General features: G+C 58.9%; 14 protein-coding genes and 3 pseudogenes. 7 read left to right on the top strand and 10 right to left on the bottom strand.

Going from position 1 to position 15,012, the window contains the following annotated elements; all coding sequences use genetic code 11:
• Positions 1 to 92: 92 nt before the first annotated feature.
• A complete protein-coding gene (locus tag IF199_RS23000) occupies positions 93 to 419 on the top strand; it encodes a DUF2025 family protein (protein WP_085730336.1) in 327 nt (108 codons plus the stop codon).
• Here the strand turns inward: IF199_RS23000 and IF199_RS22995 are convergent, their stop codons facing one another.
• Together IF199_RS22995 and IF199_RS22990 are read right to left on the bottom strand one after the other, a co-directional pair.
• Positions 420 to 740: an antibiotic biosynthesis monooxygenase family protein gene (locus IF199_RS22995; RefSeq protein ID WP_192558793.1), complete on the bottom strand. Its 321-nt coding sequence runs from the start codon at positions 738 to 740 to the stop codon at positions 420 to 422.
• Entirely contained in the window at positions 737 to 1,444 is a 708-nt protein-coding gene (locus IF199_RS22990) for a CTP synthase C-terminal region-related (seleno)protein (protein ID WP_192558792.1), read from the bottom strand. Before IF199_RS22990 ends, IF199_RS22995 begins: the two co-directional genes overlap by 4 nt.
• Positions 1,445 to 1,459: 15 nt before the next feature.
• Here IF199_RS22990 and IF199_RS22985 point away from each other — a divergent pair, with 15 nt between their 5' ends.
• On the top strand, positions 1,460 to 2,401 hold the full coding sequence (locus IF199_RS22985) for a LysR family transcriptional regulator (protein ID WP_096818154.1): 942 nt from the start codon (positions 1,460 to 1,462) through the stop codon (positions 2,399 to 2,401).
• Here the strand turns inward: IF199_RS22985 and IF199_RS22980 are convergent, their stop codons facing one another.
• From IF199_RS22980 to IF199_RS22965, 5 genes and pseudogenes are all read right to left on the bottom strand, one after another.
• Complete coding sequence (locus tag IF199_RS22980; protein WP_096818152.1) at positions 2,402 to 2,929, bottom strand: DUF1003 domain-containing protein; 528 nt, start codon at positions 2,927 to 2,929, stop codon at positions 2,402 to 2,404.
• A 61-nt stretch (positions 2,930 to 2,990) separates the two neighbouring features.
• A pseudogene (locus tag IF199_RS30645) lies at positions 2,991 to 3,428 on the bottom strand (methyl-accepting chemotaxis protein); the annotation flags it as partial.
• Between the two features lie 108 nt (positions 3,429 to 3,536).
• Positions 3,537 to 4,220: pseudogene (locus IF199_RS30640) on the bottom strand (PAS domain-containing protein); the annotation flags it as partial.
• Positions 4,221 to 4,494: 274 nt separating this feature from the next.
• A complete protein-coding gene (locus tag IF199_RS22970; protein ID WP_192560996.1) occupies positions 4,495 to 5,547 on the bottom strand; it encodes a diguanylate cyclase in 1,053 nt (350 codons plus the stop codon).
• A 147-nt stretch (positions 5,548 to 5,694) separates the two neighbouring features.
• Positions 5,695 to 6,303, bottom strand: coding sequence for a TetR/AcrR family transcriptional regulator (locus tag IF199_RS22965; RefSeq protein WP_192558790.1), 609 nt, complete (start codon positions 6,301 to 6,303; stop codon positions 5,695 to 5,697).
• Between the two features lie 214 nt (positions 6,304 to 6,517).
• Here IF199_RS22965 and IF199_RS22960 point away from each other — a divergent pair, with 214 nt between their 5' ends.
• Positions 6,518 to 7,591 (top strand): MBL fold metallo-hydrolase, encoded by a 1,074-nt coding sequence (locus IF199_RS22960; RefSeq protein ID WP_192558789.1) that lies wholly within the window; start codon positions 6,518 to 6,520, stop codon positions 7,589 to 7,591.
• A 112-nt stretch (positions 7,592 to 7,703) separates the two neighbouring features.
• Positions 7,704 to 9,220 (top strand): annotated as a pseudogene (locus IF199_RS22955) (amidase family protein).
• A gap of 93 nt (positions 9,221 to 9,313) precedes the next feature.
• On the opposite strand, the gene IF199_RS22950 reads toward IF199_RS22955, so the two are convergent.
• Entirely contained in the window at positions 9,314 to 9,628 is a 315-nt protein-coding gene (locus tag IF199_RS22950) for a helix-turn-helix domain-containing protein (protein ID WP_192558788.1), read from the bottom strand.
• 93 nt (positions 9,629 to 9,721) lie between these two features.
• Positions 9,722 to 10,489: an AraC family transcriptional regulator gene (locus IF199_RS22945; RefSeq protein ID WP_192558787.1), complete on the bottom strand. Its 768-nt coding sequence runs from the start codon at positions 10,487 to 10,489 to the stop codon at positions 9,722 to 9,724.
• Between the two features lie 112 nt (positions 10,490 to 10,601).
• On the opposite strand from IF199_RS22945, the gene IF199_RS22940 reads away from it, so the two are divergent.
• The 3 genes from IF199_RS22940 to IF199_RS22930 all read left to right on the top strand — a co-directional run bounded on the left by IF199_RS22940 (position 10,602) and on the right by IF199_RS22930 (position 13,907).
• Positions 10,602 to 11,417, top strand: a complete 816-nt coding sequence (locus tag IF199_RS22940) for a sulfite exporter TauE/SafE family protein (protein ID WP_192558786.1) — start codon at positions 10,602 to 10,604, stop codon at positions 11,415 to 11,417.
• 90 nt (positions 11,418 to 11,507) lie between these two features.
• The gene (locus IF199_RS22935; RefSeq protein WP_192558785.1) at positions 11,508 to 12,656 is read left to right on the top strand and encodes a hypothetical protein; all 1,149 of its coding nucleotides are present in this window, start codon (positions 11,508 to 11,510) and stop codon (positions 12,654 to 12,656) included.
• A 126-nt stretch (positions 12,657 to 12,782) separates the two neighbouring features.
• Entirely contained in the window at positions 12,783 to 13,907 is a 1,125-nt protein-coding gene (locus tag IF199_RS22930; RefSeq protein WP_192558784.1) for a hypothetical protein, read from the top strand.
• A 3-nt stretch (positions 13,908 to 13,910) separates the two neighbouring features.
• Here IF199_RS22930 and IF199_RS22925 read toward each other — a convergent pair whose 3' ends face one another.
• A complete protein-coding gene (locus IF199_RS22925; protein ID WP_192558783.1) occupies positions 13,911 to 14,897 on the bottom strand; it encodes a hypothetical protein in 987 nt (328 codons plus the stop codon).
• Positions 14,898 to 15,012 lie beyond the last annotated feature (115 nt).

Below are 15,012 nucleotides of genomic sequence, written 5' to 3'. Positions count from 1 at the left end.
TTGCAGTACGCTTGGCCTCGGCAACCACCCCGGCAGAGGGTGTGCCTCAATGCCCTGCGTGTAAACCTTCGATCACTCTTGTGAGGTTTACCATGCGCATCACATCCCAACTCATCTGCCAGGCGGCCGACGACCTCAAGGGTTTTGTCGGCCTCAATCGCAAGACTGGCCAATACATCGTGCGTTTTAGCGAAGACTCGTTCGGCATGGACGTGGCCGATGACGGCATCATTCCCGCCAGCGAATTCGTCTGGGCACCGGCCACCGAACAGACCATGACCCTCAAGCGCGAGTTGATCCAGTTGCTGCTCGATCAGCACATCGATGACCGGATCAACATCACCGAGCCGTTGCGCGTTTACATGAGCAAGCGCGAAGTGCCGGAGATTGTGGCGGTGCGCAGTCTGGTGAAGGGCTGACTATCCGAATCGATAATCGCGCTCCACTTTGCACACCCGCGTATGACATGCCGAGTACCAGGTCGAACGTCCGCGCTCGCGAATCGCCTGGTGCTCGGGATGGTGTTTCCACGCCAGAATCGCTGCTTCACTGTTCCAATAGGATGTCGTGATCCCGAGCCCATCCGCCCCTCGGGCCGACTCCACGCCGAGAAATCCCGGTTGCTCGCGCGCCAGTTCAAACATGCGCTCGGCAGCTTCGGCATATCCCTGATCACCTTCGGTACGGGTCGAGGTGAAGATCACCGCGTAGTACGGCGCTTCTGGCGTTTCGGCGATCATGCCCGTTGCTCCGCGCAGGCTTCGACAAACGCCCGCACCAGCGGTGGCAATAGACCTTTGAGCGCCGCACGTTCCGGCTGGAACAACGTCGCGACAAAGAACACATGGTTTTTCAGCTCGATGGCGCGTAGATCGCCTGCCGAATCGTGGCCCACGGCATGTAGGTCATGGGTCAGCAATTCGCGTTCGAACTGCGGATTCACACCAAAACGGCAGCGATAGCCTTCACGGATCTCGGACGTTTCGTACGCCTTGACGATCAACGAACCGGGCACCAGATGGATGCTGTCCACCGCTTCCACCAGCGAGCAGGTCAGCGGCGTGAGCACCGCGCGGCTGGAATCGGGCGAGGTTTCGCCATGCTCCGCATCGTCCCAGCCCAGTACGTGGCGGGAAAACTCCAGCACCGCATGTTGAAAACCGCCGCAGGTGCCGAGGAACGGGCGCTGCTGTTCGCGGGCAAAGCGGATGGCTCGCAGCGCGCCAGCCTCACTTTTGTAAGGGCTGGCCGGAACGCACCAGAAACCGTCGAAGCCTTCGAGCGGCGTATCGAGGTGGATTTGCTCCGTGGACAGCCATTCGAAATCGACTGGTCGGCGGATGTGTTCCGTCACAAGCCCGAGGGCGACGGGGATGGCTTGGTGGGCGGTGACTTGCGGGTCGTAGTCACCGATCAGGGCGATGCGCAGGGCTCTGGATTCCATGAGTGTTCGCTGTGCTTGTTGAGGGATGACGCTCACTATAGATTGGCGTTCACGCACTCAATATGGGCGTTTCCCCAAGTGATTAATGCAGCGACGCACTATCGACTCGACTTCCCGGATCTGGCGCTGATTCTCGCCCTGGTGCGCGGCGGCTCTCTGGCCCGGGCCTCGCAGCTACTGAAGGTCGACGTGTCGACGGTGTTTCGCGCCGTGCGCCGACTGGAAGCCGCGCTCGGTCAGCAACTGTTCGAAAAAAGCCGCGCCGGTTACCTGCCCACCAGCCTTGCGCAGACTTTGGCCGAGCAGGCCGAGCGCGCCGAGCAGGCACTGGAGGCGGCGCGAATCGGTGTGGAGCAGGGCGGCGAAGTGATCAGCGGCACGGTACGCCTGACCTGTACCGATTCAGTGCTGCAAGGTCTGCTGCTGCCGGCACTGGCGCAGTTCATGCCGAACTACCCGGCGCTGACCATCGAACTGAGCACCTCCAACGACTTTGCCAACCTCAGCCGTCGCGACGCCGACATCGCCTTGCGCCTGACGCGCACGCCACCGGAGCACCTGGTCGGACGGGAGCTGGCGAAGATTTCCTACCGGGTCTGTGCCAGCGAGCGTTATCTGCAAAATGTTGAAGCAGTCGATCTAAACGCCCTGACCTGGATTGCCCCGGATGATTTTCTACCCGATCACCCGACTGTCGTCTGGCGTCGCCAGCACTTGCCGGGCGTGACACCGGGCTATCGCTGCAACAGCATGTTGTCGGTGACGGAGCTGGTGCGTGCCGGGCTCGGCGTCGCGGCGTTACCGGACTTTCTGATCACCGAAGGCCTGCGAGCCTTGAGCGAACCGCTGCACGGTTACGACACCGCGCTCTGGCTGCTGACCCGCCCGGACTGCCGTGCGTTGCGCTCGGTGGTTACGCTGTTCGATGAACTCGGGCGGGCACTGCGTTTGCCGTGATCAGGCCTGCGGGTTCTGGCGCATGTGATCGTGCAGTTCGCGGGTCAGGCCTTCGATGCGCTCGGTGAGGTTCTTGGTCATTTCGGTGAGCCGGGTGTTCTGCTCCAGCAGTTCCAGCAACTGCGCGGTGTTCTTTGCGGCCTGCGCCTGACGCTCGGAATTGGCCACGGCCAGGGCTTCGCGATGCTGCGCGTCGGCGTCGGATTGCGCCTTGTCCCGCGCGGCCTGACGGGTCTGGGCCAGCAGAATCAGCGGTGCGGCATAGGCCGATTGCAGGCTGAACGCCAGGTTCAACAGGATGAACGGATAGACGTCGAAGTTCGTGACGCCAAACATGTTGAGACACACCCACAGCACCACGATCAGGGTCTGCGCGCCGAGGAAGGTCGGCGTACCGAAGAATCGCGCAAACGCCTCGGCCCGCAAGGCGAACTTGTCGTTGCCGAAGGTTGTGTTGAGGTGGGCGTGGGGGCGGTGGAAGCGCAGGTGATCGACAGGGGCGGCGGATTCGTTTTTTTCGGTGGTCATGACGGACTCGGCAGGGCTTGGGACGTTGAGTCACTATAGCCCTGCGTCGCCCGTGTTGGCCTTATCCCGGCGCACGCTCGTTGGCAAACATGCTCACCGCTTCCACGGCTTCGCTGGCGCCATCGCGAATCTGCAGAATCACCGTCCCCGCCTGATCCGCCAGTTCGACGCCTTGCGCCGCGCGTCCACGGGTGCCGTCCATGCTCTTGATCGCCTGGCGGGTTTCGCTCTGGATCAGGCCGATCATGTTGGAAATCTCCGCCGTCGAGCCGCTGGTACGGGCCGCCAGTTGCCGTACTTCATCGGCCACCACGGCAAAACCACGACCTTGCTCGCCGGCACGCGCCGCTTCGATCGCGGCGTTCAGGGCCAGCAGATTGGTTTGATCGGCAATCGCACGGATGGTGTTGACGATGGTGGTGATCTGTTCGGAGCGCTCGCCGAGTTGTGCAATCAGGTTCGACGATTCGGCGATGTCATCGGCGATCTCGCGCATTTCGCTGGCCGTTTGCTGGATCACTTGCGTGCCTTGCTCGGCGACTTTTCGGGTGGCGACAGAAATGTGATAAGCGGCGCTGGCGCTGCGTGCATCCTGCTCGTGCTGCTCGACCCGGGCGGTGACGTCCGAGGCAAACTTCACCACTTTGCACAAGCGGCCGGCGGCGTCGTAGACCGGGTTGTAGTTGGCTTCCAACCAAACGGTTTGCCCGCGCTTGTCGACGCGTTCGAACTGGCCGTGGAAAAACTCACCCTGATTGAGCCGGCGCCAGAAGTCATCATAAGCACTGCTGTTGACCAGCTCTGCAGTGCAGAACAAGCGGTGATGTTTACCTTTGAGCTCGGCGAGCGTGTAACCCATGCGCGTCAGAAAATTCTGATTGGCTGTAAGAACATTGCCATTGAGGTCGAACTCAATCACTGCCATGGCGCGGTCGATGGCCTGCAACTTGGCGTTGGCTTCGCTTTCCTGCTGCACCTTGGCGGTGACGTCCATGGCGTACTTGACCACTTTCACCACGCGACCCGAAGCATCCTTGATCGGGTTGTAACTGGCTTCGAGCCAGATCGGCCGGCCCTGGCTGTCGACGCGTTCGAAGGTGCCGGACTGGAACTGACCGTTTTTCAGCTTCGACCAAAGCTCGGTGTACTGGCTGCTGCGGGCAAATTCCGGTGGGCAGAACTGGCGGTGGGACTGGCCGATCACCTGTTCGGCGGTATAGCCCGTGGTCTTGAGAAAGTTGTCATTGGCGCGCAACACCACCGCGTCGAGATTGAACTCGATCACCGCCATGGAGCGGTCGATGGCTTCGAGCAGGCCGGTTTGCTGGGCGAGGGCGTGTTGCAGTTCGTCGACAACAGACTGCTGGCGATTGAAAAACATGCTGAGTGCGCTCCGGAAATAGGGCTAGAGGTGTTGTCCCTGTTCCCGCGGCGGCAGGCCGAAGATGCTGGCGACGTTCGGCGTTGACTTCATAGTGCCAGCATCCAGGCTGACAGCTCGATCTTATACAAAGTTTATAAAGTTGTACAAGAAAGTGGTTGATCCGGATCTTGTACAACGCTTGTCAGGCGCTGGAACGGCTCAACGCTACGCTGATCGTGTTACGACCCGTGTGCTTGGCGGTGTACAACGCTTTGTCGGCGTCATCCAGCCAGTCCAGGGCGTCCGGGCAGGTCAGTTGGAAACGCGCCAGTCCGATGCTCAGGCTGACCCGCAACTCGGGCACCTCGGGATGGCGGTACTGATGCAGAGCCTGGCGCAGTTGCTCCATCAGGGCTTCGGCTTTGCTCAGCGGCAGGTTGGGCAGGATCACACAGAATTCGTCGCCGCCGTAACGCCCGGCCAGCTCACTTTCATCCAGCAGGAATTTCAGTTCGCGACTCAGTTGTTGCAGCACCGCATCGCCGACGATGTGCCCGTAACTGTCATTGATCACCTTGAAATGATCGATGTCGATCAGTGCCAGGATGGCCTGGCTGTTGTGGTCGCGGCACTGCTGGAACTTGAGGTGCAGCAGGTCTTTCCAGGCACCGTGGTTGAGCAGGCCGGTGAGGCTGTCGGTGCGGCTCAGGGCGCTCAAGGTGCGTTTGTGTTCGGCGAGTTTGATCGCCAGTTGGTAACAGACCATCCCCAGTGCAAGCGGATAAAGGGTCAGCATCGGCAGACACGCCCAGACCTGGGTTTGCGTGGTGGTCAGGTTGAACTTGACCCCGAACACCGACCAGCCCAACAGCACGCCGATCACCTGGGCGAGGGCGCCGAGCAGGAACAACCGCCGGCCACCGGCGGCCACATTGTTCATGGTCATCATCGACAGAATGGTCACGGCGGTCAGCGGATTGAACTGGAAACACGCGGTCCAGAAGCCGCCGCACACCGAGTCATAAAGCAGGTTGCGACGTTCGGCGCGGTAGGGGAAAGCCGAACGGGTCGACCATTGATACGCGACGTGGGGCCAGAGAAATCCATTGAACAGCAACAGCGCCCAGAGCCAGGCCGGCATGTTCAACGGATACAGCGCGGCGCCGACACTGAAGAAACCGACGCCCAAACCGATGGCGCGTGGCAGGTAAATGCGTCTGGCGAATGACAAGCCTTTGCCGCGTTGGTTATCCATGAGGTTCTTCGCCAGATTCATTCTGAAACACTTTCCAGTGTAATTCTTCAGAGCGACCGTTCATCGGTCAATGACAGATATTGTCATTTATTCCAGCGGGAAAATTCAGTGTCCTTGTGAGCCATTTAATCGTGGCGCAGGCTCGATCTAGAGCTGATAACAGGCCAGGAACATGTCCAGCGCCGATTCGACCACGGCATTTTGCGTTGCGTTGTCGAGCGCCGGCTGGCCCATGGAAATCTGTGGCCAGAAGGCGAAAGACTTGAGCAGGCCCTGTACCTGATGCGCGGCGAATTCCGGGTCGACCGGTTTCAGCCGACCGTCTGCCTGAGCGGCGCGAATCCACACGGTCACGCTTTCCTCACGCTCGCCCATGCGCGCCACCATGTTCTGTGCGCGTTCGGGCGAGTGGATCGCGGCGGCGATGGCGACACGGGCCAGATTCATGAAATTGTCGTCAGCCATCATCTGCAGTTTGGCCAGCAGCATCGTTCGCAATTGATCGCGCAAGGGTTGATCAGGCTGATACGACACGGCTTGCTCGGTGCTGATTCGTGCCCACAACTGGTTGAGAATTTCGGCGAACAGCTCTTCCTTGCTCGGAAAATGGTTGTACACCGTGCGCTTCGACACCCCGGCAGTGGCCGCGATCTTGTCCATGCTGGTGACTTCGAAACCGTTGGCACGGAATTCGGTGATGGCCGCCAGGATGATGGCTTCGCGTTTGCGTTCGGTGAGGCGCGTTGGAGCTGTCATAAATTCGATTCGGCAGGAAATAGATGAAATTACACTCGGCAGTTTACTTGTCATCCGGTTTGATGCAACCTAGAAAGTACACCGATCAGTGTAATGTTGCGTTAATCGGTGCAACCTAAAACCAGATGTCCGGCTGATGCGTGCGTGCCTTGGCCATTTATCGTCCCACCGTGGAAAACCGTGAATTGCACGGTTTTTCTGGAGTCATTCAGTCATGGCCAAATCAATTTCTTCCGCGGTCAGTCCTGTACCTGAAGCTTCGCGCCAGGCAGAAGGGACGTTCCGTAACCACGCTCCAGTGCAACGTGAAGGTGTGCGCAAGATGCTGCGCATCATGTGGAACATGATCTTCCATAAGCCACGCAATACCCGTCCGGCGTCGGCCATTCCCGTGCAGCCGCTGACCCGTGCCGACCTGATCGCCGCCCCCAATCACAGCGTCTTTCGCCTCGGTCACTCGACCTTGCTGCTGAAGTTGCAAGACAAATTCTGGATCACCGACCCGGTGTTCGCCGAGCGCGCCTCGCCCGTGCAATGGGCCGGCCCGAAACGCTTCCACCAGCCACCGATCAGCATCGACGAGTTGCCACCGATCGAAGCGGTGATTCTGTCGCACAACCATTACGACCATCTCGACTACGAAGCGGTGTTGAAACTCGCGGACAAGGTCAACGTGTTCCTGACTCCGCTGGGCGTCGGTGACACGCTGGTCAAATGGGGCATCGATGCCAGCAAGATCCGCCAGTTCGACTGGTGGCAGGGCACCGAAGTCGCCGGCATCCGCTTCATCGCCACCCCGTCGCAGCACTTCTCCGGCCGTGGCCTGTTCGATGGCAACCAGACCCTGTGGGCTTCGTGGGTGATCATCGATGGCGATACACGAATCTTCTTCAGCGGCGACAGCGGCTACTTCGATGGCTTCAAACGCATCGGCGAACAATACGGCCCGTTCGACCTGACCCTGATGGAGACCGGCGCCTACAACGTCGAATGGCCCCACGTGCACATGCAACCGGAAGAAACCCTGCAAGCCCACATCGACCTCAAGGGTCGCTGGCTGTTTCCAATTCACAACGGCACGTTCGATCTGGCGATGCATGCCTGGCATGAACCGTTCGATCGCATTCTTGCACTGGCCTGGGAGCGCAGCGTTTCCATTACCACCCCGCAAATGGGCGAGGCGTTTAACCTGATGCAACCGCAACGTGGGGACGCATGGTGGTTGGAAGTGGAACAAGAGGTGTCAGAAAAAGGGCGTGTTGCCTGTAGCGGCTACAAGGCTGGGTGAGTTTTCCTACCAGCTCTGGTTCTTGTTGCTGACAGCCGTTTCCTGCGGCTTCGGTAGGCTTGGTCGCGAGTGAAATGACTCACTCGTGATTGGCTTAAACAAGGATTGGAAAATGAAATACCGCTTTAAACGCAACATGAATACGCTGGCGCAGGCCATCGTGCTTTCGCTGAGCAGCGGCGTCGCCCTCGCGGCACCCTCCAGTGCAGCACTTGAATACGCAAGCGCCAGCGAGCTGAGTGCGATGATGGTCAGCAACGAACTGACATCGGTCGCGCTGGTTCAACACCTCATCACGCGCATAGCGGATCTGGACAAGCAAGGTCCGACCCTCAACGCCATCATTGAAATGAATCCCCAGGCCCTCGACATCGCGACTGCGATGGACGAAGAGCGTGCGCAAGGCAACATCCGTGGCCCGCTGCACGGAATTCCGGTCCTGTTGAAGGACAACTTCGATACCGCTGACAGCCTGCAAACCAGTGCCGGGTCACTGGCCATGGTCGGGCAGCCGGCGGCTCAAGATGCTTTTACGGTTAAACAACTGCGCGATGCCGGCGCCATCCTGCTGGGCAAAGCCAACATGAGCGAATGGTCGGGCATGCGTGATATGTCTCTGCCATTGGGGTGGAGCGGGCGCGGCGGCCAGGGTAAAAATCCTCATGTACTGAGTGAAAGCACCTGTGGTTCCAGCTCCGGCCCGGCGGTAGCGGTAGCCGCAGGCTTCACACCGCTGGCCGTGGGGACTGAAACCAATGGCTCGATCACTTGCCCGGCGTCGGCCAACGGCGTGGTTGGCGTCAAACCGACGCTGGGGTTGTTCAGTCGCTCCGGCATTGTGCCGATCACTCGATTGCAAGACACCCCAGGTACGCTTACCCGCACCGTGCGGGATGCCGCGCTGCTGTTCAACGTCATGCAAGGCACCGATGCTTCGGACAGCGTCACTGCCGACGCTCCCACCGGGGTCGACTACACCGCGCTGCTTTCCAACGAAGCCTTGCAAGGCAAGCGGATCGGTTACCCGACAGCGTACACAGGATCCCACGAAGCGGAACTGACCCCGAGCCCCGAGATGGCAGCAGCAATGGCCACTTTGCAGGAACAGGGCGCTACGCTAATCCCGCTGACTGTGCGTCTTCCTGACATCGATGGCTACCTCAATGGCCTGATGGGGGGGATGAAGCATGAGTTGCCCGAGTATCTGGCCAGTCGCCAGGGCTTGCCGATCAATTCATTGCAGGCTCTGATCGACTTCAACCGGGCCAACCCGGTGAGGAGCAACACGGCCAGCAGATGCTGGAGGCTATCAACGCGTCGGCGCTTTCCCATCAGGAGGCGAGCGCACTGATTACAACCATCAGCCAGAACTTCAAAGGCGCTATCGATGAGCAGGTGCGTGAGCACAATCTGGATGCGTTGTTCGCCGAGTCGGATGGCTTTTCCCAGTTCTCCGCTGCGGCCGCAGGCTACCCGGCAATCACCTTGCCCTCGGGCATGAGCGATGACGACACGCCGACCTCCGTGTTCTTTTACGGCCAGCAGTGGAGCGAGCCTCAGTTGTTTGCGATGGCATACAGCTACGAACAGGCTTCGATGAAATTGCAGCATCCAGGGTTCAAGGAGTAATCAGGCCAACGAGGGTTCCCTTGCAACATGTCAGCGGAACCTTCGAATTCAAGTCACAGCAACAATCACATTCGGGCAACCATGCGCGGTGAATTATTCGACCATTGCCAAATCACCGCGCATCTCAACAGAGCCTGATTCCCTCATATTCGCCCCACATCCCGGCGCAAACCCCGGAAAGAACACCAGCCCCTGCGCCTCAAACCGATAGGTCAACGCCAGCCGCGCCGAATCCGCCACGTCCTGCTGCGCTTCGAATCGCTGAATATCGTCTACCGAAACCCCTGCCTCCCGCGATAGCTGTTCCACGCTCCAGCCCAACATCCCTCGGGCCTGGGCGCAATGCGTCGGGGTGAACTGGAAAAGGGCGATACGTTCGAGGATGAGGTTCATCGCTGAAGAGGCCATGGTGTGCTCCGGGCTCGAGAGTGCTGATGGAAAATGTACTGTGTTTTTGTACAGTTGTTTTCGGCCGGGATCAAACGCATTTTTTGATTTGCCCTAGTTCGCCGCCTCCAACCAGACGGACGGTGCCTGACCGAGGATCCGGCGGAACATCGTCGAGAACGCCGCCGGGCTGTCATAGCCGAAATCCAGGGCAATCCGCGTCACCGCTTCACCCGCCGCCAGCCGTGCCAGCGCCAGTACCACGCAGGCGCGCTGGCGCCATTGACTGAAACTCAGGCCGGTCTGCTGACGGAACAGTCTGTTGAAGGTGCGCAAGCTTACGTGCAGCTCATCCGCCCATTGCAGGGGGGACTGATGGGCGTTCGGCTGATGCAGAAATTTCTGACACAGTTCGAGCAGTCTTCCGTCAGACGGCAGCGGTATATGCAACGGCAGCGGTGCACTGCGCACCAATTCATGCAGCAACAAATCGATCAGCACACCGTCGCGCCCGGCCAGGTCATAGGTCAGCGGCAGCTCCACCGCCTCCATCAGCAAATGCCGCATCAACGGCGACACACTGATCACCTGACAACGCTCACCCAGATCCACCGCCCCCGGCTCGATATACAAACTGCGAGTGCTGACCCCCAGCATCAACACCTCATGCGCCACCCCCGGCGGAATCCATACCGCCCGCTGCGGCGGCACCACCCAGTTGCCATCGTGAGTGCTGACCTGCATCACCCCGGTCGCGCCGTACAACAATTGCGCCCGCCGATGCGTATGACGTGGCAACAGATAGCCGTGGGAATAATCCGTACCGATCGCCACCACCGGGCGCGGCGTGTCATCCAGCAGATTGATCGAAACATTGCGCATCGAGCGGCACCCAGCAATTGGCGTAAACGCAAACATTATTGGCTGACTTGCTGAAGCAGGCCAAGCGCCGCCGCTCTATCGTCGACCGCTCCCCACCAACGGACGACGCGCCATGTTTTACCTTCTGCTAACACTCTTCGGCTGCCTGACTGGCGTCACCGCCGTGCTCTTTGGTTTCGGCGGCGGCTTCGTCGTCGTGCCGCTGCTGTACCGCATGCTCACCGCCAGCCACGGCGTCGACGACCCCGTCGGTCAATCGGCCATGCACATCGCCGTCGCCACCTCGACCTGCGTGATGATCGTCAACGCCCTGATTGCTGCCGACAAACACCGCCGCGCCGGCAACTTGATCCGGGATTACCTGTGGCCCTTGGGCGGGTTCATTGGATTGGGCTCTATTGTCGGTGCCGTCGCGGCGGTGTGGGTGAGCGGTGAGGTCATTCGCTATGCCTTCATCGCCTACCTCGGCGTGACGATTGTCGATTGCCTGCTGCGACGCGGCTTTCTCACACAGTCCGAAGGCGTCATCCCACGGCGATTGGGAACGGTGGAAACGTCCGGCGGTGGTGTAGGCATTGGCGCCATCGCGACCTTTCTCGGCGTAGGAGGAAGCGTCATGACTGTGCCGTTGTTGCGGCGTTGCGGGTTGAGCATGTCGCAGGCGACGTCGATGGCCAATCCGCTGAGCGTACCGGTGGCATTGGCGGGGACGCTGACGTACATGGTGATGGCGGGGTTCAGCGAGACAGACCTCGGGCCATGGTTTATCGGGTATGTGGATCTGCTGGCGTTTGCGGTGCTGACGCTGGGCTCGATGCTGGGGATTCGACTGGCGACGCCGTGGATCGGGCGGATACCGGATCGGGTGCATGCGCGGGTGTATATCGGTCTGCTCATGATGGTGATGATCAGCATGTGCTTGAGCTGATAACGAAGACGCTCGATTCCCCCGCACAACCTCGACATAATCCACGGCTACTTTTCGCGGGCAGTTGCTCGTTTATTCAAGGATGAAGTGATGTTCCGAGGACTGATACGCCTTTTCGCTGCTCTTTTACTGACGGGGTTGTTTGTCTCGACGGCAACTCGGGCCGATAACGGCGCGCAGGTGTACACCGGCACCTTGGGCAAAGCGGCTATCGTCCTCGAAATAAATCCTCGCACTGGAGAAGGTCGTTACTTCTATAAGAAGTACCGCAAGGATCTGCCACTTGACGGTGTCCTGGACGGGGAAACACTGGTGCTGGAAGAAGGTTCGCGAATCGAAGACTCGCGCCCGACCCTTCGTCTGCAGCCGACAGCTAATGGTTGGAGTGGCGAGTGGACAAGTACTGCCGGTAAGACCCTGAAGATCGAGTTAGAGCCAGCCGTCATTCCCGAAGTGCCCGCCGATGCCTTGCCCTTTTTCACCACACTTCACGATAAGTACCCTTACGAATATCTGCGGCTGCAAGGCGTCACACTCAAAAAAGGCAAGACCGACACCTTCATGGGCTACACGCTGCAGTGGTGGACCGAGCCGAAGACTGACACTTCCCTGTTTGAAGTGGTGTCCGGTTACTCCCTCGAAGAGCGTCGACGTATCAACCAAAAATTGATGGCGCGTTTGTGGGGCGAAGTGTTGTCTTCTTATGGTTGTTCCGGCAGTTACGCACAGTGGAGCCAGCCACTGTGGATGTCGTCCACCGTGATGAGTGTGCGGATTTCATCGGACTATTACTGCGGTGGCGCCTATCCGGATCAAAGCCACGACGCGCTCAACATCGATACCAAGACAGGCAAGCTTCTGACCCTGGATGATGTTATGTGGGTGGGGCAGGGCAAGCCATTGCACTACGAGGAATATGAAGATTTCGCCGCAGACTCCCCCGGCTCCTCTACAGCGTGGTCGAACTACCGCACCAATGAACTGGCACCCTGGTTGGTCGCACAGTTTCTGAAACTCTACCCCAACGAAATGACCATCACCGCCGAGGGTGAAAACGATTGCGGCTACAACGAGGATTATCCCTGGCATTATCCGGGTTGGCACTTCACGGAACAGGGCATCAACATCGAGCCATCATTTCCGCACGTCGCAGCGGTCTGCGGATTCGTAGACTGGAGTGTTCTGCCGTACAACATCGTCAAACAACATCCGGGTGGTGTTGCGCTGCAACTGCCATGACGCGACGTTGCATCTCGAATTACATTTCTCGATTACCGGGCACAACCCCGCCATAATCCGCCGCGAATTTTCCAGCGCCGGCACCCACGTCCCGGCGCAACTTCCGACTCATTCAGGGACCGATCCATGCTCAAGGGACTGTTACGCCTGGCGCCATATGCCGTGGCGTTGTTCACACTGATTTCCACTGCCCATGCCGAAGTGTTCACCGGCACGCTGGGTAAAACGCCGATTGTGGTCGAGCTCTATACCCAGCAACCGGATGAAGTGACCGGTCGTTACTTCTACGAGAAGTATCACCGCGATTTGGCCCTCAGTGGCTCGTTGCAGGACACCACGTTGACGCTGGTCGAGGGCAACAATCGCTACAGCGAGGACAAACCGCTGCCAACCCTCAAACTGAAATCCACCGCCAGCGGTTGGCAGGGCGAATGGCAAAACCCGAAAGGCAAGAAACTGCCGGTACAACTGGTCGAGGCCAAACTTCCCGCACCGACCGCATCGACGTTGCCCTTTATTGCCACCTTGCCGAAAGACGAACCCTACGAGTATTTGCGCCTGCAGGGGCTCAAGCTCAAACCGGGAAAGAAAGAAAACTTCATGGGCTATGACCTGCAATGGTGGGTGGAGCCTGAGTCGAAAATCTCTTTCTTCAGCATTGAGTCCGGTTACCCCAAAGAAGAGCAGCAGCGAATCAACAACCACCTGCTCGGACGGCTCTGGAGTGAAGTCATTGAATATCACAGCTGCATGATGGATGGCGGGGAATACGCGGAGTTCGAACAAGGCGCCGCCCCTGAATTTCTCTCGCCCGACGTGGTCAGCCTGGATATCTCAACCGGCTACAGCTGCGGTGGTGCCCACCCGGACTTTGGCAGTTCGCCGATCAACTTGAACGTTCACACAGGTGAGTTGTTGAAACTCAAAGACGTCCTGTGGATTGGTAAACCCGATAACGCAGCCAGCGAATACGATCAACAAAAAGTCATGGCGCCGTGGCTGGTCAAACAGTTCACCACGTTGTACCCGGATGAAATGAAGAAGCCGGCCGAAGACGACGGCAGTTGCGATTACACCGATGAGGGCGTCTGGGGTTATTCCAACTGGCACTTCACGCCGAAGGGAATTTACCTGGGAGCCTACTTCGCCCGTTACCAGCGCAACTGCGATAACCCCGAGTGGTCGGTGCTGCCGTACTCAGTCGTCAAACAACACCCCGGCGCCGTCAAACTGCAACTGCCCCAGGGCTGACCATCACGCCAGACCCGGCGCTTCACGAATGATGAAGTGATCCAGGTTCTCGATATTGGCATTGAAGACCTCGAAAGGCTTTTCGGGGTTCTTCTTGCCCGGCACCTGTTTCAACTCCGGCGTTACACCATAGAAGAAGCAGAACAACTCCTTGTCGCTGTCGACCGCGTGCTTGATCTCTTCCAGAAACGCCTTGCGCTTGCGGTAGTTGTCGATCAGCTTTTTGTTGAGATAGACACTGACCGGATAAGGCTTCTTCTTGCTGTCATCCGGCTTCTTGAACCAGACCTTGTCCTCGAAATCGATCCGGAAACTGGCGCTGTGAAAGTCCTCGATCTTCTTGATCCGGCCCCAGTAAATCAGCCCCTTGTTGTCCATCAAGTACTCGATCTTCTTGAAGAACGAACTGTACGGCGCCGTATGCTCGCCAATCTTCAATGGCATGCGCTTGAGCAAATCCTTGTCCGCGAAGTTCGACACAAAACACTCCACGGGGTGAGCGAAGACGCTGGTCTTGTCTGGCGCCGTCTCACGACTCGGCGATTCTTTTGAGGGGGTAGCCGCCACCCGCACCGGATCATCCCGCAACACATCCGCCGCCCCCGCAGGCGCGGCAGGCTTGCGCACATACTCACGGCGCGTCAACAACAACTCCGACGGGAAATGCTCCTCACGCCCGTCATCCGTTTCCCCCTCCGCCGCCTCAACCCCCGACGCCGACGTCTTCAAACTCACATACGGACAACCCGCCACATGCTGCGTACCGGGCAGATTCTTGAAGTGCGGCGTGCGCACGTAATTCACGTTCTTGGCGTTGAACGTGCCCAGTTCGTTGGACGCATCGAACGCCGCACGACAGGCGTCGTTGGGGCACTGGAAATGCTCCTTCGCAGAATCGAACGCCACCGTCTCATCGAAATTGAGATCGCGAACGTCGTAGATCGACAGTTTGTCGTCGAGGCTGAGGCAGTAGGCGAGATCGAATTTCATGGTAGGGCTCGGGTCCTTGAGTGGGGGAGGGGTATTAATAGCGGGAGTCGAGTTATAGCGCACGCCAGAGCTATAAATAGTGGCTTTTTGCTCTGTTACGCATTGAAACCCTTTC

This window comes from Pseudomonas allokribbensis, assembly GCF_014863605.1.
In the GTDB taxonomy this organism is placed as follows: domain Bacteria; phylum Pseudomonadota; class Gammaproteobacteria; order Pseudomonadales; family Pseudomonadaceae; genus Aquipseudomonas; species Aquipseudomonas allokribbensis.
This window is presented reverse-complemented; position numbering and strand designations above follow the sequence as displayed.

Coding starts and splice junctions, on each gene's coding strand:
- IF199_RS22935 (WP_192558785.1), top strand. CDS start 11,508: ATGTTCCGAGGACTGATACGCCTTTTCGCTGCTCTTTTACTGACGGGG.
- IF199_RS22990 (WP_192558792.1), bottom strand. CDS start 1,444: ATGGAATCCAGAGCCCTGCGCATCGCCCTGATCGGTGACTACGACCCG.
- IF199_RS23000 (WP_085730336.1), top strand. CDS start 93: ATGCGCATCACATCCCAACTCATCTGCCAGGCGGCCGACGACCTCAAG.
- IF199_RS22980 (WP_096818152.1), bottom strand. CDS start 2,929: ATGACCACCGAAAAAAACGAATCCGCCGCCCCTGTCGATCACCTGCGC.
- IF199_RS22940 (WP_192558786.1), top strand. CDS start 10,602: ATGTTTTACCTTCTGCTAACACTCTTCGGCTGCCTGACTGGCGTCACC.
- IF199_RS22970 (WP_192560996.1), bottom strand. CDS start 5,547: ATGGATAACCAACGCGGCAAAGGCTTGTCATTCGCCAGACGCATTTAC.
- IF199_RS22960 (WP_192558789.1), top strand. CDS start 6,518: ATGGCCAAATCAATTTCTTCCGCGGTCAGTCCTGTACCTGAAGCTTCG.
- IF199_RS22945 (WP_192558787.1), bottom strand. CDS start 10,489: ATGCGCAATGTTTCGATCAATCTGCTGGATGACACGCCGCGCCCGGTG.
- IF199_RS22995 (WP_192558793.1), bottom strand. CDS start 740: ATGATCGCCGAAACGCCAGAAGCGCCGTACTACGCGGTGATCTTCACC.
- IF199_RS22950 (WP_192558788.1), bottom strand. CDS start 9,628: ATGGCCTCTTCAGCGATGAACCTCATCCTCGAACGTATCGCCCTTTTC.
- IF199_RS22965 (WP_192558790.1), bottom strand. CDS start 6,303: ATGACAGCTCCAACGCGCCTCACCGAACGCAAACGCGAAGCCATCATC.
- IF199_RS22930 (WP_192558784.1), top strand. CDS start 12,783: ATGCTCAAGGGACTGTTACGCCTGGCGCCATATGCCGTGGCGTTGTTC.
- IF199_RS22925 (WP_192558783.1), bottom strand. CDS start 14,897: ATGAAATTCGATCTCGCCTACTGCCTCAGCCTCGACGACAAACTGTCG.